Consider the following 20,500-nt stretch of genomic DNA (forward strand, 5'->3'; position numbering starts at 1 on the left):
GAGGCGGCGGCGGTCGACCTGCCAGTGGTGGAAATCCTGCCAGCTATTTGACTGCCTGTACCGGCCTCTTCGCGGGCACGCCCGCTCCCACAGGTATTCCACCAGGTTCGAGATCAGTGGAGATCCTGTGGGAGCGGGCGTGCCCGCGAAGAGGCCGGTACAGGCAGTCAAATAGCTGGCAGGATTTCCACCACTGGCAGGTCGACCGCCGCCGCCTCTTCCTGCAAAAACACGCTCAACCGCCGCAACCGCTCCCCACCCGGCCGGGTCCGCGGCCACACCAGGTAGTAGTCCATGCCACTGGGCACCGCCGTCGGCCACGGCAAACTCAAGCGTCCCTGGGCCACATCTTCGGCGACCATCAGCAAGTCGCCCATCGAAATACCGTAACCCCGCGCCGCCGCAATCATGCCCAGCTCCAGGGTATCGAACACCTGCCCGCCCTTGAGCGAGACCTTGTCGCTGAGCCCCATGCGCTCCAGCCACTCGCGCCAGTCACGCTTGTCGGGGGTCGGGTGCAGCAGCTCGATACCGGCCAGCCGCCGCTCGTCCCACGGCCCTTCCTGCAGCAGGTCCGGTGCCCCCACCGGGATCAACAGCTCGGAAAACAACCGACGCACCTCCCAGTCCGCCGGGAACACCCCGTCGCTGAGCAGCACCGCGCAATCGAACGGCTCCTGGTTGAAGTCCACATGGTCGACATCCATCCAGGCACTGGTCAGTTGCACCTCGTTGCCCGGCTGCAGATGGCGGAAGCGGCTCAGCCGCGCCAACAGCCAGCGCATGGTCAGGGTCGACGGCGCCTTCATGCGCAGAATGTCATCCTCCCCGCGCAAGGTATCGCAGGCGCGCTCCAGCGCCGCAAAGCCTTCACGCACACCGGGCAGCAGCACCCGCGCCGCCTCGGTCAGCTGCAGGCTGCGACCACTGCGCACGAACAGCCTGCAGGCGAAGTGCTCTTCGAGGGTGCGAACATGCCGGCTCACCGCACTCTGGGTGATCGACAGCTCTTCGCCGGCACGGGTGAACGAGCTCAACCGCGCAGCCGCTTCGAATGCGCGCAGTGCATACAGGGGAGGCAGCTGGCGGGACATGGGGCACCTGTCATCCGGGGGTGGGAAAGGAATGCACAGAATCATATATGCATGAGTCCAACTCATGCCAACCATCGCATTTATCCTTTTGTGCAAAGTTGACCGAAGCCTCAGAATCGTCGCCTTGCTCACAGGATCAGGAAGAAGGACACCCCCATGCATGTCGCGCCCACCACAGAACTCAAGGCTTTGCTGCGCCTGGCCGGGCCGCTGATCGCCTCGCAGTTGGCGCACATGCTGATGGTGCTCACCGACACCCTGATGATGGCCCGCATCAGCCCGCAGGCCCTGGCCGGTGGCGGCCTGGGTGCGGCGAGCTATTCGTTCGTGTCGATCTTCTGCCTGGGCGTGATTGCCGCAGTCGGCACCCTGGTGGCGATCCGCAAGGGCGCCAACGACATCGAGGGCGCCACCCGCCTGGCGCAGAACGGCCTGTGGCTGGCTTGGGGCCTGGCGCTGGTGGCGGCACTGGTGCTGTGGAACCTGAAACCGGTGCTGCTGCTGTTCGGCCAGCAGCCGGAGAACGTCGACTCGGCCGCCGAGTTCCTCACCCTGCTGCCACTGGCCCTGCCCGGCTACCTGACCTTCATGGCCCTGCGCGGCTTCACCAGTGCGCTGGGGCGCTCGACCCCGGTGATGGTCATCAGCCTGGTCGGCACAGTGCTCAACTACTTGTTCAACGTCGCCCTGATCGAAGGCATGTTCGGCTTGCCGAAGCTGGGTCTGATGGGTATCGGCCTGGTCACTGCCGTGGTGTCGATGGGCATGGCCATCGCTCTGGCACTGTATATCCGCTGGCACTCGGCCTATGCCGACTACCCGCTGCGCAAAGGGCTGTCGCGACCTTCGCTGCCAGCCCTGCGCGAGCTGTGGCGGTTGGGCCTGCCGATTGGCGGCACCTACATGGTGGAAGTCGGGCTGTTCGCCTTCGCCGCGCTGTGCATGGGCGTGCTGGGCAGCACGCAGCTGGCGGCGCACCAGATTGCCCTGCAGATCGTCTCCACCGCGTTCATGGTGCCGACCGGGCTGTCTTATGCGGTGACCATGCGCGTGGGCTTGTACTACGGCGCCGGCAACCTGCTGGCCGCACGTAGCGCCGGGCGGGTGGGAATCGGTTTCGGGGCGACGATCATGTTTGCCTTTGCAGCGTTGTTCCTGCTGCTGCCGGAGGCGCTGGTGGGGCTGTTCATCGACCGTAACGACCCTGGCTTTACTGCGATCTATCAGCTGGCTGTGCAGCTGCTGATGGTGGCGGCGTGGTTCGAATTGTTCGATGGCATGCAGACCATCGCCATGGGTTCGATCCGTGGCTTGAAAGACGCCAAGACCACCTTCCTGATCGGGCTGTGCTGCTACTGGCTGGTCGGGGCGCCGAGTGCCTGGCTGTTCACCTTTACTCTGGGTGGCGGGGCCGTGGGGGTGTGGTGGGGGCTGGCGTTGGGGCTGGCCTGTGCGGCGGTGGCGCTGACCATTGGCTTCGAGTGGCGGATGAAGCGGTTGCTGGGGAAAACAGCTCGTGCTGAAAAAGCTGCAGTGTCTGTATGACTGTTGGGGCTGCTTTGCAGCCCTTTCGCGACACGAGGCCGCTCCTACAGAAGAACGCGATTCCCTGTAGGAGCGGCCTTGTGTCGCGAAAGGAGGGCAAAGCCCTCCCCTGCGGCCTTACAGGCACACCAACTGCGGTCGAGCGCTTTCCAGCAGATAATCAATCAACTCCCCCACCGGCAGCGGCTTGCTGACCAGGAAGCCTTGCACCTGGTCACAGCCGAACCCGCGCAGCAAGGCCATCTGTTCCGGGCTTTCCACACCCTCGGCCACCACTTCCAGGTTGAGGTTGTGCGCCAGGTTGATCATGGCGTGCACCAGCTTGCGGTTCTCTTCGCGCATCTCCATCTCGGCAACGAAGCTGCGGTCGACCTTGAGCAAGGTGATCGGCAGGCTGTTCAGGTGCACGAACGACGAGAAGCCGGTACCGAAGTCGTCCAGCGAGAAGCGCACCCCCAGCCGCCCGAGGGCGTCCATGGTCTGGCGCACCAGCTCGTTGCGGCGCATCACCGCCGTTTCGGTCAGTTCAAATTCCAGCCAACGGGCGTCCACACCGTGCTCGATGATCAACCGGCTCAGGGTGGCCAGCAACTGGCTGTCCTGGAACTGCCGGAAGCTCAGGTTCACCGCCATATGCAGCGGCGCAAGCCCACGCTCGCGCAGCGCCTGCATGTCGCGCAGGGCACGGGAAATCACCCAGTAACCCAGCGGCACGATCAGCCCGCTTTGCTCGGCCAGCGGCACGAACTCGCTGGGCGGCAGCAGGCCGCGCTCGGCATGGCGCCAGCGCACCAGCGCCTCGAGGCCGACGATGCGCCCATCGGCAAGGTTCAGCCGCGGCTGGTAGTGCAGCTCCAGTTCGTCGCGGCGCAGCGCCCGGCGCAGTTCGCTTTCCAGGTCGGCCAGGCTGCGCGCGTTGCGGTTGATGCGCTCGTTGAACACGTGGAAGGTGCAGCCTTGGCTGCCCTTGGCCTGGCGCATGGCGATGTGCGCATGCCACATCAGCGGGTCGGGCCCGCCCTGGGCGCGGGCGTGGGCCAGGCCCAGGCTGCAGCCGAGCAGCAGGCTTTCGCCGTCGATCCAGTAGGGTTCGGCCAGCGCCTCGACGATGCGTTCGGCGATCCATTCGGCGCGGTTGGCATCGCGGCGCGTGTCGATCAGCAGGGCGAATTCGTCGCTGCCCAGGCGCGCCAGCTGGTCACCGGCTTCCAACTGCTGCTTGAGGCGCGCCACCACCTGCAGGATCAGGCGGTCGCCGCACTGATGGCCCAGGGCGTCGTTGACATGGCGGAAGTTGTCCAGGTCCAGGTGGCCGAGGGCCACGCCGCGGCCTTCGTTCTCGGCCAGGCGCGTGGTCAGCAGGGCCTGGAAGCCCTGGCGATTGGCGATGCCGGTCAGTGGGTCCTGCTCGGCCAGGCGCTGCAAGGTGGCCACCAGCACACCACGCTCGCGCACATGGCGCAGCGAACGGCGCAGGGCATCAACGTTGAGCTGGTCGCGTACCAGCCAGTCACTGACGCCCGTGGGCGAGGTGTCTGGTTCATGGTCGAGCAACAGGATGGTCGGCAGTTCACAGCGCCCGGGGGCAGGCTGCAAGGCCGGCGTGGCCAGCACCACGGCCTGGCGATCATGGCTGAACAGGGTATCGACTGCCGCCCAGTTCGGCGCGGTCAGCAATACGGCGCTACCGTCCAGCGGTAGCAGGCATTCGCGTAACAAGGCGGCCCATTCCGGCTCATCAGCCAACAGCAGCAAACGCAAAGGTTCGACAGGCGTGGACAAGCGGGCTCCTTAAGACTCGAAAGGTGTAGCGTTGGATATCGGACATGCTACTGCATAAATGAAAATGATTTTCACTTTTAGACATATCCTTTGCCTACAGTGCCTCCCGTCGCATTTTGACGTGCATCCTGCGCGAAAGTCGTCAAACCGGCAATTACGATTTTTCCGGTGAATAGCATTAGTTTCACTAATGCTTGCCCCCGAACAAAAGTCTGACTCAAACGTCAGACGGTCGCGCCACAAGTGGCCCATGCCTGTTAGAATGCGCGGCTATTTTCTGGCGACCCCCGGTTTCTAGCATGTCCCGACTCAATCCCCGGCAACAGGAAGCCCGTGACTACGTCGGCGGCCCTCTATTGGTGCTCGCCGGTGCTGGCTCGGGCAAGACCAGCGTGATCACACGCAAGATTGCCCACCTCATCCAGAACTGCGGTATCCGTGCCCAGTACATCGTGGCGATGACCTTCACCAACAAGGCCGCCCGCGAGATGAAGGAGCGGGTCGCCACCCTGCTGCGTCCGGGAGAAGGCCGGGGCCTGACGGTGTGCACGTTCCACAACCTGGGCCTGAACATCATCCGCAAGGAGCACGAGCGCCTGGGCTACAAGCCGGGCTTCTCGATCTTCGACGAATCCGACATCAAGGCGCTGCTGTCGGACATCATGCAGAAGGAATACTCCGGCGACGACGGCATCGACGAGATCAAGAACATGATCGGTGCCTGGAAGAACGACCTGATCCTGCCCGCCGAAGCTCTGGAAAAGGCGCGCAACCCGCGCGAGCAGACCGCCGCCATCGTCTACACCCACTACCAGCGCACGCTCAAGGCGTTCAACGCGGTGGACTTCGACGACCTGATCCTGCTGCCGGTCAAGCTGTTCCAGGAGCACCCCGACGTGCTCGAACGCTGGCAGAACCGCGTGCGCTACCTGCTGGTGGACGAATACCAGGACACCAACGCCAGCCAGTACCTGCTGGTGAAGATGCTGATCGGCATGCGCAACCAGTTCACCGTGGTGGGCGATGACGACCAGTCGATCTACGCCTGGCGTGGCGCGCGCCCAGAGAACCTGATGCTGCTCAAGGAGGACTACCCCTCCCTGAAAATCGTCATGCTCGAACAGAACTACCGCTCCACCAGCCGCATCCTGCGCTGCGCCAACGTACTGATCGCCAACAACCCGCATGCTTTCGAAAAGCAGCTGTGGAGCGAGATGGGCGTGGGCGACGAGATCCGCGTGATCCGCTGCAAGAACGAGGAAGCCGAGGCCGAACGCGTGGCCATGGAAATCCTCACCCTGCACCTGCGCACCAACCGCCCGTACAGCGACTTCGCCATCCTCTACCGCGGCAACTACCAGGCCAAGCTGATCGAACTGAAGCTGCAGCACCACCAGGTGCCGTATCGCCTGTCGGGCGGCAACAGCTTCTTTGGCCGCCAGGAGGTCAAGGACCTGATGGCCTACCTGCGCCTGCTGGTGAACCCGGACGACGACAACGCCTACCTGCGGGTGATCAACGTACCGCGCCGGGAAATCGGCTCGACCACCCTGGAAAAGCTCGGCAACTATTCCACCGAGCGCGGCATCTCGATGTACGCCGCCAGCGAGGAGCTGGGCCTGGGTGAGCACCTGGACGCCCGCTACACCGAGCGCCTGCAGCGCTTCAAGCACTGGCTCGACGGCGTGCGCCACAAGGTCGCCCTGGAAGACCCGATTGCCGCGCTGCACGAGATGATCCGCGACATCGACTACGAGAACTGGATTCGCCAGCAGACCGCCAGCGACAAGGCGGCGGAGTTCCGCATCAGCAACGTCTGGTTCCTGGTCGAAGCGCTGAAGAACACCCTTGAGAAGGACGAAGAGGGTGACATGACCATCGAGGACGCCATCGGCAAGCTGGTACTGCGCGACATGCTCGAGCGCCAGCAGGAAGAGGAAGAAAACGCCGAGGGTGTGCAGATGATGACCCTGCACGCCTCCAAGGGCCTGGAATTCCCTTACGTGTTCATCATGGGCATGGAGGAGGAAATCCTCCCCCACCGCTCCAGTATCGAGGCCGACACCATCGAAGAGGAACGCCGCCTGGCCTACGTGGGCATCACCCGCGCGCGCCAGACCCTGGCCTTCACCTTCGCCGCCAAGCGCAAGCAGTACGGTGAGATCATCGACTGCACGCCGAGCCGGTTCCTCGATGAATTGCCACCGGACGACCTGGCCTGGGAAGGCCTGGACGATGCACCGGTCGAGGTGAAGGCCGCTCGCGGCAACAACGCCCTGGCCGATATCCGGGCGATGCTCAAACGCTGATCAACCCTTATTCTTTAAATCTGCCGCTTTCAGCGGCCACCTTTGTTACATCGAGGAATACCACAGTGGAAGCACTGCATCAGAAGATTCGCGAAGAAGGCATCGTGCTTTCCGACCAGGTTCTCAAAGTCGACGCGTTTCTCAACCACCAGATCGACCCGGCGCTGATGCAGCTGATCGGTGACGAGTTCGCCCGCCTGTTCGCCGATGCCGGCGTGACCAAGATCGTCACCATCGAAGCCTCGGGCATTGCCCCGGCGGTGATGACCGGCCTGAAGCTGGGCGTACCGGTGATCTTCGCGCGCAAGCACCAGTCGCTGACCCTGACCGAGAACCTGCTGACCGCCTCGGTGTACTCCTTCACCAAGCAGACCGAGAACACCGTGGCCATCTCGCCGCGCCACCTCAACAGCAGCGACCGTGTGCTGGTGATCGACGACTTCCTGGCCAACGGCAAGGCGTCGCAGGCACTGATCTCGATCATCAAGCAGGCCGGTGCCACCGTTGCCGGCCTGGGCATCGTCATCGAGAAGTCGTTCCAGGGCGGCCGTGCCGAGCTGGACAGCCAGGGCTACCGCGTTGAGTCGCTGGCCCGGGTGAAGTCGCTGGAAGGTGGTGTGGTTTCGTTCATCGAGTAACCGCGTCGCCTGCTTCGCGGGCGAGCCCGCTCCCACAGGTACCGCACAGGTTTTGAATGCTGTGCAGTACCTGTGGGAGCGGGCATGCCCGCGAATGGCCGCAACCCTTTCTATCAGGCCGCCGCCAACCCCGCCAGCAACAACCGCTGATACAGCTCTTCCTTCAACCCCTGCGGCTTATCCAGCTGCATCCGCACCAGGTGCGCCTCATACCCTTCCGGCCCCGGCGCCTCCAGTGCCGCCTTGCCCAGCTCCAGCACTTCGCTCAGCTTGAACTTGCTCTTCAACCAGTTCAGCGCCCGCAACAGATCCCGTTCTTCTGCCGTGAAATCCGTACCCAGCGGATACTCCGGGAACAACCGCGCATGCCGCGCCTTGATCGCTTCCAGCCGCTCAGGCGTGTTGTCGGTAAACCGCGCATCCAGCTCGAAATCGCTGGCCAGCTTGCCGGCCTGTTTGGCCTGCGCCATCAGCTCGCCCTGGAACCGTGAATCACTCACCGCCAGCAGCCGGGCGATCACCTCGCTATCGGTCTGCCCGCGCAAATCGGCAATGCCGTACTCGGTCACCACGATATCGCGCAGGTGCCGGGGAATGGTGCAATGGCCGTAGTGCCAGAACAGGTTGGAGGTCACCTCACCCCCCGACTCGCGCCAGCTGCGCAGCAGCAGGATCGAACGCCCGCCCTCCAGCGCATGGCCCTGGGCGACGAAGTTGTACTGCCCGCCCACCCCGCTGAGCACTCGGCCGTCCTCCAGCTGGTCGGCCACCCCGGCGCCAAGCAGGGTCATGCCGAACACCGTGTTGACGAAGCGCGCGTCGCGGCGCTGGCGGCGCTTGAGGTCCTCCTGCCCGTACAGCTCGTTGATAAAGCTGATGCGGGTCATGACGAACCGGCCACGCTGCTCCAGCGACATCTCGCGCAAGCGCTGGTAGAACGCCTGCGGGCCCAGAAAGAACCCGCCATGCACCAGCACGCCGTGCTCGTCCGCCGGGCGCCGCACCACACCGGCCTCGGCCAGCGCCAGCAGGCCGTTGACGAACATCTCGCTGCAGCCGTACAGGCCATGGACGAAGGCATCAAGGCCTCCTTCCCGCTCGATCAGCGCCTGCCACGGGCCAACGTCCAGCTCATCGAGCAGCGCACGATAGCCTTCATTGTCGCCCTGGCGCGCCAGCAACGCGGCCGCCAGCGCATCCCCCATGGCGCCGATGCCGATCTGCAGGGTGCCGCCGTCGCGCACCAGTGAGCTTGCGTGCAGGCCGATGCAGTGGTCCTGGGTGGCAACCGGCATGTTCGGGGTAGAGAACAGCCGGCGCTGTTCCGCTTCGTCGATCAACAGGTCGAACGCGTCGATCGGCAGCTCCGCATCGCCCGGCATGTAGGGCAGTTCGGTATGCACCTGGCCGAGCATGAGGATCGTTTCACCTGCCGCACGCCGCTTGGCGATCATCGGTTGCAGGTCGAGCGTGATGTCGGGGTTGCAGGCCAGGCTCAGGTGGACCGGCTTATCCGGCGTGGCAGCGACCAGCTGGGCGATCAGGTTCAAGCCCTTGGCATTGATGTCGCGCGCGGCGTGGCTGTAGTTGCTGCTGATGTAGTCCTGCTGGGCGGTTTCGCTGTGCAGCAGGCTGCCGGGTTGCATGAAGAACTGCTCGACGCGGATGTTCGGCGGCAGGCTGTCGTTGCGCAAGTCGGCGAGGTAGGTGAGCTCTTCGTAGTCGGCGAACACGCGTTCGATGAAGGGCTCGAGGAAGCGCCGTTGCAGGCCGTCACCCAATGGGGGGCGGCCGAGGGACAGAGCGGTGTAGATCGTCAGCCGGCGCTCCGGCAGCTCGCGGACCCGGGCGTACAGCGCGTTGACGAAGGCGTTGGGCTTGCCCAGGCCCAGCGGCAGACCCATGTGGATATGGGCTGGCAGGCGAGAGAGGACCTGCTCGACGGCCTGGTCGATGGAGCATAGGTGCATCGTGGCCTCCTGAATCATCCATGGGGTCAGGGGTTGGACATGGGCTCAAGCGGGTTGGTTGCCTGTGCCGGCCCTTTCGCGGCTAAAGTCGCTCCCACAGGATCTTCACCGCCCTTGAGTCTTGGGATGTCCCTGTGGAAAAACAAAGCCCGCCAAAATAGGCGGGCTTGGTGCAATTCAATTGTTGCTTACAGCCCGGACATCTTCTTGATAGCCCCTTTCAGGTCATCATCCGAGCAGTCCGCGCAGGTGCCCTTCGGCGGCATGGCGTTCAGGCCGGTGATGGCCTTGGCCAGCAACCCGTCCACCCCACCCTGCTCGTCAGCGCGCTTTTTCCACGCAGCCCCGTCGCCAATCTTCGGCGCCCCCAGCAAGCCGGTACCGTGGCAGGCGTTGCAATGCTTGGCAATCACATCATCCGGGGTCTTGGCCCCGCCACCGCCTGCTGCGGCTGCCACTTCCATGCCCTTGCATTCCTGGCCCTGCACACACACCTGGCCCACCGGCTCAAGGCGTTTGGCGAGCTCTTCGTTGGTCGCTGCGGTTGCGCTCATTGCCCAAAGGGCGAATACGGCTGCTGGTACGGCCAGCATCTTCTTGATTTGGTTCACGCGAACACCCTCATGGTGGCTAATCACGCCCGCGGCCACGGTAATGCGAGCGTTGAAAAGTATAGCGGGAACCCGGAAACCGTGGAACGACCCTACTCTGGAAAGGGGTATTGCCGAAGCAATGCACTGCGCTGGATCAAAAGTTCGACGGTGTCGCCGCGCTGATCAGCCGCGCAGGCGCGTCGAACGGGTTGCGGAAACGGTGCGGGCGAGTGCTTTCGAAGTAGTAGCTGTCGCCCGCCTCGAGGATGAAGATCTCGTTGCCCACCACCAGCTCGAGCTTGCCTTCGAGCAGGATGCCGGTTTCTTCACCATCGTGGGTGAGCATCTCGGCACCGGTATCGGCACCCGGCGGGTAGACCTCGGTGAGGAAGGCAATGGCGCGGTTGGGGTGCGACTTGCCCACCAGCTTCATGGTCACCGCACCGTCGGAGATGTCGATCAGCTCGTGGGCCTTGTAGACGATCTGCGCGGGGCTTTCGGCCTCCAGCTCGACCGAAAAGAATTCGACCATCGACATGGGAATGCCGCTGAGGACCTTGCGCAGCGAACTGATCGAGGGGCTCACGCTGTTCTTCTCGATCATCGAGATGGTGCTGTTGGTCACCCCCGCGCGCTTGGCGAGTTCCCGCTGGGACAGGCCCTTGAGCTTGCGGATGGCTTGCAGTCGTTCGCCGACGTCCAAAGCTGGAGCCTCCTGAAACGGTGAGATGGCGGGGTGAATGTGAACGATATCATGGCAATGCCGTTCAGTATTTACAACACACCGCCCCTCATGCTGTCCGCTTCGGCGCCTTATTCGCCGTAATAGTCCAGCGGCACGCGTTTCAGGTTGCAGAAGATCTGGTAGGGAATGCTCCCGGCCTGCATCGCCACATCACTGGCAAGCACCTGCTTGCCCCACAGCTCGACCGGGCTGCCGACGGTAGCCTCGGGCACGTCGGTGAGGTCGATGCAGAGCATGTCCATCGACACGCGGCCAATTAGCTGGCTGCGCTTGCCGGCGACCATCACCGGGGTGCCGGTGGGTGCATGGCGCGGGTAGCCGTCGGCATAGCCCATGGCGACCACGCCTACGCGGGTCGGGCGCGGGCTGACGAACTTGGCACCGTAGCCCACCGGTTCACCGGTAGGCAGCTCGCGCACGCTGATGACCCGCGATTGCAGAGTCATCACCGGCTGCAGGCGTGCGGCCTGGGGCTGGTCAGCTTCGAAGGGGCTGGCGCCGTACAGCATGATGCCTGGGCGCACCCAGTCGCTCGGGGCCTGCGGCCAGGCCAGCACGCCGGGCGAGTTGCGCAGGCTGCATTCGGCAGCCAGGCCTTCACGGGCGGCGTTGAACACGGCGATCTGCTGCTCGGTGGCGTCGGCCTCAGGCTCATCGGCACGGGCAAAGTGGCTCATCAGCACGATGCGCGAAACCTTGCCGCTGGCCAGCAGGCGCTGGTAGGCGTCGTGGTAGTCCTTGGGGTGCAGGCCGACGCGGTGCATGCCGCTGTCGAGCTTGAGCCAGATGGTCAACGGCTTGTGCACCTGGGTCTGCTCGATGGCTTCGAGCTGCCACAGCGAATGCACCACGCACCACAGGTCGTGCTCGGCGATCAGCGCCAGTTCGCTGGCTTCGAAGAAACCTTCGAGCAGCAGTACCGGGGCCTTGATGCCGGCGGCGCGCAACTCCAGCGCTTCTTCGATGCAGGCCACGGCAAAGCCATCGGCTTCGGGCTCCAGGGCCAGGGCGCAACGCACGGCGCCGTGGCCGTAGGCATCAGCCTTGACCACGGCAAGGGCCTTGGCACCGGACAGTTCACGGGCCAGGCGGTAGTTGTGGCGGAGGGCTTGCAGGTCGATCAGGGCGCGGGCGGGACGCATGGCGGCTGCCTTATGGTGGTTCACAAGTTGAAAACGGTGTTGGGTTCTTCGCGGCTAAAGCCGCTCCCACAGGGGATCGCACACTATTCAGGATCATGCGGTCCCTGTGGGAGCGGCTTTAGCCGCGAAGAGGCCGGTACAGGCGACCTTACTGCTGGTGGGCCGGCGCAGTCTGACCGTGCTTGGCGACTTCCGGGCTGTTGCCATACCGGGAGATGTCCAGGCCTTCGGCGCTGATCTGCGGCTTCTTGCGCGCAATCAGGTCGGCCAGCAGACGGCCGGAACCGCACGCCATGGTCCAGCCCAGCGTACCGTGGCCAGTGTTGAGGAACAGGTTGCGGAACGCGGTGGCACCCACGATCGGCGTACCGTCCGGGGTCGCCGGGCGCAGGCCGGTCCAGAAACTGGCCTCGCTCAGGTCGCCGCCGCGAGGATAAAGGTCGTTGACGATCATCTCCAGCGTTTCGCGCCGGCGCGGGTTCAGCGACAGGTCAAAACCGGCGATTTCAGCCATGCCGCCAACGCGGATGCGGTTGTCGAAACGGGTGATCGCAACCTTGTAGGTCTCGTCGAGAATGGTCGAGGTCGGCGCCATGTCGGCATTGGTGATCGGCACGGTCAGCGAGTAACCCTTGAGCGGATACACCGGAGCCTTGATGCCCAGGGGCTTGAGCATCTGCGGCGAGTAGCTGCCCAGGGCCAGCACGTAGCGGTCGGCGGTTTCCAGCTTGCCGTCGATCCACACACCGTTGATGCGGTCACCGGCGAAGTCCAGGCGCTGGATGTCCTGGCCGAAGCGGAACTCCACACCCAGCTTCACCGCCATTTCGGCGAGCTTGGTGGTGAACAGCTGGCAGTCGCCGGTCTGGTCGTTGGGCAGGCGCAGGGCGCCGGCGAGGATGTCTTTCACCCCGGCCAGGGCCGGCTCGACACGGGCGATGCCATCGCGGTCGAGCAGCTCGTAAGGCACACCGGACTGTTCGAGCACGGCGATGTCCTTGGCCGCGGCGTCAACCTGGGCCTGGGTGCGGAACAGCTGGGTAGTACCCAGGCTACGGTTCTCGTAGGCAATACCGGTTTCGGCGCGCAGTTCGTCGAGGCAGTCACGGCTGTACTCGGACAGGCGCACCATGCGCTCCTTGTTTACCGCGTAGCGGCTGGCGGTGCAGTTGCGCAGCATCTGCGCCATCCACAGGTACTGGTCGACATCACCGGTCAGCTTGATCGCCAGGGGCGCGTGGCGCTCCAGCAGCCACTTGATGGCTTTCAGCGGCACGCCGGGGGCGGCCCAGGGCGAGGCATAGCCGGGCGAGATCTGGCCTGCGTTGGCAAAGCTGGTTTCCAGGGCCACTGCCGGCTGGCGGTCGACCACGGTCACCTCGAAGCCTTGCCGGGCCAGATAATAGGCACTGGCGGTACCGATCACACCGCTACCAAGTACCAATACTCGCATCGTTCATCCCTCGCACGCGGCGCACCGCTATTTTGTTGATATGGCATGGATGCGCGCAGTATAAGAATCTAAGCCCAGTGCAATTCACTATATAAAAGCCTATTATTGGCGAGAATTCTCGGCAAAATCGCCTTTCACGGAGGGGCATCCCCTATGAGAACCCAGCACCAGAGCAAGCGTGAACTGGACAAGATCGACCGTAACATCCTGCGCATCCTGCAGAATGACGGGCGTATTTCCTTCACCGAACTGGGCGAGAAAGTTGGGCTTTCCACCACCCCTTGCACCGAGCGCGTACGCCGCCTGGAGCGCGAGGGCATCATCATGGGCTACAACGCCCGGCTGAATCCGCAGCACCTCAAAGGCAGCCTGCTGGTGTTTGTGGAAATCAGCCTGGACTACAAGTCCGGCGACACCTTCGAGGAGTTCCGCCGTGCGGTGCTCAAGCTGCCCCATGTGCTGGAATGCCACCTGGTATCCGGCGACTTCGACTACCTGGTGAAAGCGCGCATTTCGGAAATGGCTTCGTACCGCAAGCTGCTCGGCGACATCCTGTTGAAGCTGCCACACGTGCGCGAGTCGAAGAGCTACATCGTGATGGAAGAGGTGAAAGAGAGCCTCTGCCTGCCGATCCCCGACTGAGGCTAGACCAGCACCTGCCGGGTGCTGGCGATGAACTGGTGGACCAGTTGCTCGGCTTCAGGCTCGATCATCGGGTCCGGGCCACGGCCGCGCGGGCAGGCCATGCGCGGCGTGGTGCCAAACAGGCGGCAGATCATCGGCCGTTCTTCATAGACGGTGCAGCCGTTGGGGCCCAGATGCACGCAGTTCAGGTGCTCCAGCGCGGCATCCTGCTCGGCCTGGGTCTTGCGCGGCAGGCGGGCCATCTCTTCAGACGAGGTGGTCACCGGACCGCAGCAGTCGTGGCAGCCGGGCTCGCATTCGAATGAAGGAATGAGTTCGCGCAGGAAGTGGATCTTGTGACGGTTGCAGGACATGGCTGGGTACAAGATTGAAAGTGAAATCAGGCTTGAATTATAGGGCCAATTGCCAAGCCACGGCTTATCCTCCTACAACCAAATTCGCCACAGGACCTCGCTCATGATCCATAGCGCGCAGCACGCCGCCTCCTACTACGCCGCCAGCAGCGCGCCCCACCCGGACCACTCCTTCCTGCAAGGCGAACACAGCGCCGACGTGTGTATCGTCGGTGGTGGCTACTCGGGCCTGAACACCGCCATCGAACTGGCCGAGCGCGGCTTCTCGGTGATCCTCCTGGAAGCACGCAAGCTCGGCTGGGGCGCCAGTGGGCGCAATGGCGGCCAGCTGATTCGCGGCGTCGGCCACGGCCTGGAGCAGTTTCTCCCGGTGATCGGCGAAGAAGGCGTACGCAGCCTGAGGCTGATGGGCCTGGAAGCCGTACAGATCGTCCGCGAGCGGGTCGAGCGCCACGCCATCGCCTGCGACCTGACCTGGGGCTACTGTGACCTGGCCAACAAACCCGGTGAGCTGAAGGGTTTTGCCGAGGATGCCGATGAACTGCGCAGTCTGGGCTACCGCCACGAACTGCGCCTGGTCGGCAAGGACGACATGCACAGCGTGGTTGGCTCCGACCGCTATGTCGGCGGCCTGATCGACATGGGCTCGGGCCACCTGCACCCGCTCAACCTGGCCCTGGGTGAAGCGGCCGTGGCCAGTCGCCTGGGCGTGAAGCTGTTCGAGCAGTCCGAGGTCACGCGCATCGACTACGGCCCTGAAATCCAGGTGCACACCGCCCAGGGCCGGGTGCGCGCCAAGACCCTGGTGCTGTGCTGCAACGCCTACCACAACGACCTCAACCGCGAGCTGGGCGGCAAGGTGCTGCCAGCCGGCAGTTACATCATCGCCACCGAACCGCTGGGCGAAGAACGCGCCCATCAGCTGCTGCCGCAGAACATGGCCGTGTGCGACCAGCGTGTGGCGCTGGACTACTATCGCCTGTCGGCCGACCGCCGCCTGCTGTTCGGCGGTGCCTGTCACTATTCCGGGCGCGACCCGAAGGACATCGCCGCCTACATGCGGCCAAAGATGCTCCAGGTGTTCCCGCAGCTGGCGGATGTGCGCATCGATTATCAGTGGGGCGGCATGATCGGCATCGGCGCCAACCGCCTGCCACAGGTCGGCCGCCTGGCCAGCCAGCCGAATGTGTATTACGCCCAGGCCTACGCCGGCCACGGCCTCAACGCCACCCACCTGGCCGCGCGCCTGCTGGGTGAAGCGATCAGCGGCCAGGAAAGCGGGCGCTTCGACCTGTTCGCCAAGGTGCCACACGTCACCTTCCCCGGCGGCAAGCACCTGCGCTCGCCAATACTGGCCCTGGGGATGCTCTGGCATCGCCTCAAAGAGCTGGTCTAGCGCCTGCGGCCTGCACGATCCCTGTGGGAGCGGGCGTGCCCGCGAACACGGGCGCAGCCCGTGCCATCCACTGCGGTGCTTGCTTCGCGGGCATGCCCGCTCCCACAGGGGCCGCGCAATCCCCCAAGATCCGCGTCAGTCCTTCCAGAAGGGTTTGCGCCCCTCGGTACGTGCCTGCTGCCAGCTCAGCCCTATATCCCGCAACTGGTCATCATCCAGCTGCAGCAGGGCCCGGCGGGTGTGCCAGCGATGCAGCATCAGCCCCCAACGCCCGAGCCCTGCCGGTGCATTGAAAACCTTGGTCTGCTGCCCGGCGTCCAGTTCCTTGGCCAACAGTTGCAAGCGCACATCGCTCATGCCACCCATCGCTGCTCTCTCCCATTCAGTGTGTAACCGTGGAGAAAGCATGCGCGACGACAGGCCTGGCAATACAGATCCAATACAGGCTTATTATTCCCATACAGAATTGGTCGTCTGACGCCTGAATGCTGTATTTTCAACGCAACTGTACTGGTCGCTTCCTACAAGAAGCGTAGGAGTATGCCGTGACCCTCTACCTGAACCTCGCCGAACTGCTCGGGGCGCGCATCGAACAGGGCCTCTACCGCCCCGGCCAACGCCTGCCATCGGTGCGTGCCCTCAGCGTGGAGCACGGTGTCAGCCTGAGTACCGTGCAGCAGGCCTACCGCATGCTCGAAGACTGCGGCATGGTCTCGCCACGGCCCAAGTCCGGCTACTTCGTCAGCAATCATCGCCACCTCCCTGCCCTGCCCGCAGTCAGCCGCCCCGCCCAGCGCCCGGTGGATATCTCGCAATGGGAACAGGTGCTCGAACTGATTCGCAGCACCCCGCGCCAGGATGTGATCCAGCTCGGCCGCGGCATGCCCGATATCGACAGCCCGACCCTCAAGCCACTGCTGCGCAGCCTCGCCCAACTGAGCCGGCGCCAGGACATGCCTGGCCTGTACTACGACAACATCCACGGCAACCTGGCCCTGCGCGAGCAGATCGCCCGGCTGATGCTCGACTCCGGCTGCCGCCTGGGCCCGGCCGACCTGGTGGTGACCACCGGCTGCCACGAGGCGCTGTCGTGCAGTATCCGCGCAGTGTGCGAGCCAGGCGATATTGTCGCGGTCGACTCGCCAAGCTTCCACGGCGCCATGCAGACCCTCAAGGGCCTGGGCATGAAGGCCCTGGAAATTCCTACCGACCCGGTCACCGGCATCAGCCTCGAAGCCCTGGAGCTGGCGCTCGAGCAATGGCCGATCAAGCTCATCCAGATCACCCCGAGCTGCAACAACCCGCTCGGCTACATCATGCCCGAAGCCCGCAAGAAAGCCCTGCTGAGCCTGGCCCAGCGCTACGATGTGGCGATCCTCGAAGACGACGTGTACGGCGACCTCGCCTACACCTACCCACGCCCGCGCACCCTCAAGTCGTTCGACGACGACGGTCGCGTACTGCTGTGCAGTTCGTTCTCCAAGACCCTCGCCCCTGGCCTGCGCATCGGCTGGGTCGCCCCCGGCCGCTACCTGGAGCGGGTGCTGCACATGAAGTACATCAGCACCGGTAGTACCGCCAGCCAGCCGCAGCTGGCGATCGCCGACTTCATCGCCGCCGGCCACTACCAGCCCCATGTGCGACGCATGCGCAGCCAGTACCAGCGTGGCCGCGACCTGATGAGCGACTGGGTAACCCGATATTTCCCGCCCGGCACCCGGGTCAGCCGGCCGCAAGGCGGCTTCATGCTGTGGGTGGAGTTGCCCGAAGATTTCGATACGCTGCGGCTGAACCGCGCTTTACTGGAGCAGGGCGTGCAGATCGCCGTGGGCAGCATCTTCTCGGCCTCGGGCAAGTTCCGTCATTGCCTGCGCATGAATTTCGCCGCGCGGCCAACGCCGAAGATCGAAGCGGCCGTGCGCAAGGTAGGTGAAACCGCCCTTCGTCTAGTGGCTGAAGGCAACGCCGAGGCGTAACTTTGCGCCGCATTTCGTAGTCCAACCCCTTAGCGCATTGCTGTACAGGACGATTCACCCTTGAGACTCCAGCGAGCCTTGCCTCTGCTGCTGGTACTGCTGCTCGGCCTCAATGGCTGTGCCAGCGTCGGCATGCCCCGCGAAACCAGCCAGACGCTGCCGGCCAGCGAGTCGGCATTCGGCCGCTCGGTGTTGCGCCAGGCCGCGCCCTATGACGGGCGCTCGGGCTTTCGCCTGCTGCCCAACAGCAACGAGGCCTTCCGTGCCCGCGCAGAGCTGATTCGCAATGCCCAGGCGAGCATCGACCTGCAGTACTACATCGTCCACGATGGCTTGAGCACCCGCGCCCTGGTGCACGAACTGTTGCGTGCAGCCGACCGCGGCGTACGCGTGCGCGTCCTGCTCGACGACACCACCAGCGATGGCCTGGACACCATCATGGGCACCCTCGATGCCCACCCTAACATCGAGATTCGTGTGTTCAATCCGTTGCACCTGGGGCGCAGCACAGGCGTGACGCGTGCAGTCGGCCGCCTGTTCAACCTGTCGCGCCAGCACCGACGCATGCACAACAAGTTGTTCCTGGTGGACAACAGCATGGCCATCGTCGGCGGGCGCAACCTGGGTGACGAGTACTTCGATGCCGAACCCAACCTCAACTTCACCGACATCGACCTGCTCGGCGTCGGCCCGGTGGCCGAGCAACTGGGGCACAGCTTCGACCAGTACTGGAACAGTGCCCTGAGCCGGCCGATCACCGACTTCCTCTGGCATGCCCCGGATGCCGACGACCTGCGCGCCAGCCGCCAGCGCCTGGAAGTGTCCCTGGCCCAGGCACGGGTACAGCGCAAGGCCCTGTATGACCGGCTCATGTCCTATCAGTCGCAGCCGCGCCTGGATGTCTGGCGCAACGAATTGATCTGGGCCCATGCCCAGGCACTGTGGGATGCGCCGAGCAAAGTGCTGGCCGACGATGAGCCAGACCCGCAACTGCTGCTGAGCCAGCAACTGGCACCGGACCTGGCCAACGTGCAGCGCGAGCTGATCCTGATGTCGGCCTATTTCGTGCCAGGTGAGCCGGGCTTGCTGTACCTGACCGGCCGGGCCGACGCCGGGGCTTCGGTCAAGCTACTCACCAACTCGCTGGAGGCCACCGACGTGCCGGCAGTGCATGGCGGTTATGCACCCTATCGCCGCGCGTTGCTCGAGCACGGCGTGCAACTGTTCGAATTGCGTCGTCAGCCGGGCGCCCCGACACCTGCACGCCTGAGCTTGCATGGCAGCAGCTCGGACTCGAGCCTGCACACCAAGGCCATCGTGTTCGACCGCCGCAAGACATTCATCGGGTCGTTCAACTTCGACCCTCGTTCAGTGCTGTGGAACACCGAGGTCGGCGTACTGGTGGACAGCCCGGAGCTGGCCGAATACACCCGCGAGCTGGCCCAGCAGGGTATGGCGCCGGCATTGAGCTATCAGGTCAAGCTGGTGGGTGACGAACTGGTCTGGGCGACCGAAGACCATGGCCAACGGCACATGCTGACATCCGAGCCAGGTGGCATCTGGCGGCGCTTCAATGCCTGGATCAGCAAGGCCGTTGGCCTGGAGAAGATGTTGTAGGCTCAGGCCGAGGCTGGCTCGAACGCGCCGCGCCTGCGGGTCAGCACCACCAGCCCTGCTGCCCCAGCCGCCATCAGCCACAGCAGCGCATGCCCGCTGATCCATTGGCTCCCCGCGCCGGCCAGCAACGGCCCGAGCAGGCAACCGATACCCCAAAGCTGCGCCACATGAGCATTGGCCCGCACCAGGGCGTCATCGCGGTAACGCTCGCCGATCAAGATCAGCGACAAGGTGAACAAGCCCCCGGCACTGGCACCGAACAATACCCACAGGGGCCAGATCGCGGGTGTATCCAGCAGCAACGGAATCGCCAGGCTGGAAACCATCAAGGTCACTGCACAACCGGTGAACAGCGCCTGCCGCGACATGTGGTCGGCCAATGCGCCGATCGGCAATTGCAGCACCGCATCGCCCACCACCACGGTGCTGACCATGAACAGGGCGATCTCGGTGCTGAAGCCCTGCTGCAGGCAATACACCGGCAACAAGGTAAGAATCATCGCCTCGAAGGCGGCAAACAGGGCGACAGCCCAGGCAATCACCGGCAAGCGGCGGCAGAAGGCGAACAGGTCGCCAAAGGTCACGCTGCAGGCTTCGGTGCTGGGTGCACCACCACGCCCGAGCAGCAGCAAGGGTGCCAGCAGCAACAACCCGGTCGCCGCCCAGAAGCCGAAGTCATCGTCGGAGCCGAGGAAGCCCAGCACCAACGGCCCGGCCAGCTGGCTCAGGGCGTAGCTGCTGCCATACAGCGCCACCAGGCGCCCGCGCCATTGCTCGACCACCAACTGATTGATCCAGCTCTCGCCGAGGATGAACACCACGGTCAGCGACATGCCAATGAGCAGGCGCAGGGCCAGCCACAGCGGGTAGCTTGGCAGCAGCGCCACCAGGCCAATGGACAGCGCCCCGCCCCACAGGCACAAGCGCATCGCCGAGGGCACGCCGACCCAGCCTGCCAGGCGGCTGGCCAGGCTGGCACCGAGCAGCACGCCCAGCGCCGGCATGGCCGCCATCACGCCGATGGCGAACCCACCGTAGCCCCAGGCCTCAAGGCGCAGGGACACCAGCGGCATGCTCACACCGAGCGCGAGCCCGACACTGAGCACCGATGCCAGCACGGCAAAATAGGTTCCCCAACGCATTGCAGCCTCCCAGGCAGAATTCTTGAATGGCAGAAACGACGAAGCCGGGGCGGTATGAGCCGCCCCGGCCATTGTTGGGGCCGCTAGGCGGCCCCCACTG

At 64.4% G+C, this 20,500-nt stretch carries 17 protein-coding genes; 7 read left to right on the top strand and 10 right to left on the bottom strand.

Annotated features, from left to right (window positions below; genetic code table 11):
• Positions 1 to 167: 167 nt before the first annotated feature.
• Positions 168 to 1,094, bottom strand: coding sequence for a LysR substrate-binding domain-containing protein (locus J7573_RS23860; protein ID WP_294340794.1), 927 nt, complete (start codon positions 1,092 to 1,094; stop codon positions 168 to 170).
• A gap of 156 nt (positions 1,095 to 1,250) precedes the next feature.
• Here J7573_RS23860 and J7573_RS23865 point away from each other — a divergent pair, with 156 nt between their 5' ends.
• Complete coding sequence (locus J7573_RS23865) at positions 1,251 to 2,639, top strand: NorM family multidrug efflux MATE transporter (protein ID WP_294340795.1); 1,389 nt, start codon at positions 1,251 to 1,253, stop codon at positions 2,637 to 2,639.
• 117 nt (positions 2,640 to 2,756) lie between these two features.
• On the opposite strand, the gene J7573_RS23870 is transcribed toward J7573_RS23865, so the two are convergent.
• Entirely contained in the window at positions 2,757 to 4,421 is a 1,665-nt protein-coding gene (locus J7573_RS23870; protein WP_294340796.1) for a bifunctional diguanylate cyclase/phosphodiesterase, read from the bottom strand.
• Between the two features lie 299 nt (positions 4,422 to 4,720).
• Here J7573_RS23870 and rep point away from each other — a divergent pair, with 299 nt between their 5' ends.
• Entirely contained in the window at positions 4,721 to 6,730 is a 2,010-nt protein-coding gene (gene rep / locus J7573_RS23875; protein ID WP_027917001.1) for a DNA helicase Rep, read from the top strand.
• 65 nt (positions 6,731 to 6,795) lie between these two features.
• Entirely contained in the window at positions 6,796 to 7,368 is a 573-nt protein-coding gene (locus tag J7573_RS23880; RefSeq protein WP_003253535.1) for a xanthine phosphoribosyltransferase, read from the top strand.
• 113 nt (positions 7,369 to 7,481) lie between these two features.
• Here J7573_RS23880 and J7573_RS23885 read toward each other — a convergent pair whose 3' ends face one another.
• The 5 genes from J7573_RS23885 to dadA form a co-directional block, all read right to left on the bottom strand.
• Entirely contained in the window at positions 7,482 to 9,338 is a 1,857-nt protein-coding gene (locus tag J7573_RS23885; RefSeq protein ID WP_294340804.1) for an acetyl-CoA hydrolase/transferase C-terminal domain-containing protein, read from the bottom strand.
• A gap of 188 nt (positions 9,339 to 9,526) precedes the next feature.
• On the bottom strand, positions 9,527 to 9,949 hold the full coding sequence (locus tag J7573_RS23890; protein ID WP_294340805.1) for a c-type cytochrome: 423 nt from the start codon (positions 9,947 to 9,949) through the stop codon (positions 9,527 to 9,529).
• A gap of 136 nt (positions 9,950 to 10,085) precedes the next feature.
• Positions 10,086 to 10,634 carry a cupin domain-containing protein gene (locus J7573_RS23895; protein ID WP_027917004.1) on the bottom strand — a complete coding sequence of 183 codons (549 nt, stop codon included), beginning with the start codon at positions 10,632 to 10,634 and terminating at the stop codon, positions 10,086 to 10,088.
• Between the two features lie 110 nt (positions 10,635 to 10,744).
• Positions 10,745 to 11,818 (bottom strand): alanine racemase, encoded by a 1,074-nt coding sequence (alr, locus tag J7573_RS23900; protein WP_103448493.1) that lies wholly within the window; start codon positions 11,816 to 11,818, stop codon positions 10,745 to 10,747.
• A gap of 148 nt (positions 11,819 to 11,966) precedes the next feature.
• Positions 11,967 to 13,271, bottom strand: a complete 1,305-nt coding sequence (gene dadA / locus J7573_RS23905; RefSeq protein ID WP_294340808.1) for a D-amino acid dehydrogenase — start codon at positions 13,269 to 13,271, stop codon at positions 11,967 to 11,969.
• Positions 13,272 to 13,424: 153 nt separating this feature from the next.
• Here dadA and dadR point away from each other — a divergent pair, with 153 nt between their 5' ends.
• Positions 13,425 to 13,913, top strand: coding sequence for a transcriptional regulator DadR (gene dadR, locus J7573_RS23910; protein ID WP_003258963.1), 489 nt, complete (start codon positions 13,425 to 13,427; stop codon positions 13,911 to 13,913).
• Between the two features lie 2 nt (positions 13,914 to 13,915).
• On the opposite strand, the gene J7573_RS23915 is transcribed toward dadR, so the two are convergent.
• Positions 13,916 to 14,269, bottom strand: coding sequence for a YkgJ family cysteine cluster protein (locus J7573_RS23915; protein ID WP_110639854.1), 354 nt, complete (start codon positions 14,267 to 14,269; stop codon positions 13,916 to 13,918).
• 103 nt (positions 14,270 to 14,372) lie between these two features.
• Between J7573_RS23915 and J7573_RS23920 the strand changes: the two genes are divergently transcribed.
• Positions 14,373 to 15,665 (top strand): FAD-binding oxidoreductase, encoded by a 1,293-nt coding sequence (locus J7573_RS23920; RefSeq protein ID WP_294340814.1) that lies wholly within the window; start codon positions 14,373 to 14,375, stop codon positions 15,663 to 15,665.
• A gap of 135 nt (positions 15,666 to 15,800) precedes the next feature.
• Here the strand turns inward: J7573_RS23920 and J7573_RS23925 are convergent, their stop codons facing one another.
• A complete protein-coding gene (locus J7573_RS23925) occupies positions 15,801 to 16,031 on the bottom strand; it encodes a DUF1127 domain-containing protein (protein WP_294340815.1) in 231 nt (76 codons plus the stop codon).
• Between the two features lie 179 nt (positions 16,032 to 16,210).
• On the opposite strand from J7573_RS23925, the gene J7573_RS23930 reads away from it, so the two are divergent.
• Positions 16,211 to 17,641, top strand: coding sequence for a PLP-dependent aminotransferase family protein (locus tag J7573_RS23930; RefSeq protein ID WP_294340816.1), 1,431 nt, complete (start codon positions 16,211 to 16,213; stop codon positions 17,639 to 17,641).
• A gap of 60 nt (positions 17,642 to 17,701) precedes the next feature.
• A complete protein-coding gene (locus tag J7573_RS23935; RefSeq protein WP_294340818.1) occupies positions 17,702 to 19,258 on the top strand; it encodes a phospholipase D family protein in 1,557 nt (518 codons plus the stop codon).
• 2 nt (positions 19,259 to 19,260) lie between these two features.
• On the opposite strand, the gene J7573_RS23940 is transcribed toward J7573_RS23935, so the two are convergent.
• Positions 19,261 to 20,400: an MFS transporter gene (locus tag J7573_RS23940; protein WP_159412764.1), complete on the bottom strand. Its 1,140-nt coding sequence runs from the start codon at positions 20,398 to 20,400 to the stop codon at positions 19,261 to 19,263.
• Positions 20,401 to 20,500 lie beyond the last annotated feature (100 nt).

The sequence above is a fragment of the Pseudomonas sp. genome, assembly GCF_017744435.1.
In the GTDB taxonomy this organism is placed as follows: Bacteria; Pseudomonadota; Gammaproteobacteria; order Pseudomonadales; family Pseudomonadaceae; genus Aquipseudomonas.

Coding starts and splice junctions, on each gene's coding strand:
- J7573_RS23860 (WP_294340794.1), bottom strand. CDS start 1,094: ATGTCCCGCCAGCTGCCTCCCCTGTATGCACTGCGCGCATTCGAAGCG.
- J7573_RS23865 (WP_294340795.1), top strand. CDS start 1,251: ATGCATGTCGCGCCCACCACAGAACTCAAGGCTTTGCTGCGCCTGGCC.
- rep (WP_027917001.1), top strand. CDS start 4,721: ATGTCCCGACTCAATCCCCGGCAACAGGAAGCCCGTGACTACGTCGGC.
- J7573_RS23885 (WP_294340804.1), bottom strand. CDS start 9,338: ATGCACCTATGCTCCATCGACCAGGCCGTCGAGCAGGTCCTCTCTCGC.
- alr (WP_103448493.1), bottom strand. CDS start 11,818: ATGCGTCCCGCCCGCGCCCTGATCGACCTGCAAGCCCTCCGCCACAAC.
- dadA (WP_294340808.1), bottom strand. CDS start 13,271: ATGCGAGTATTGGTACTTGGTAGCGGTGTGATCGGTACCGCCAGTGCC.
- dadR (WP_003258963.1), top strand. CDS start 13,425: ATGAGAACCCAGCACCAGAGCAAGCGTGAACTGGACAAGATCGACCGT.
- J7573_RS23915 (WP_110639854.1), bottom strand. CDS start 14,269: ATGTCCTGCAACCGTCACAAGATCCACTTCCTGCGCGAACTCATTCCT.
- J7573_RS23920 (WP_294340814.1), top strand. CDS start 14,373: ATGATCCATAGCGCGCAGCACGCCGCCTCCTACTACGCCGCCAGCAGC.
- J7573_RS23925 (WP_294340815.1), bottom strand. CDS start 16,031: ATGGGTGGCATGAGCGATGTGCGCTTGCAACTGTTGGCCAAGGAACTG.
- J7573_RS23940 (WP_159412764.1), bottom strand. CDS start 20,400: ATGCGTTGGGGAACCTATTTTGCCGTGCTGGCATCGGTGCTCAGTGTC.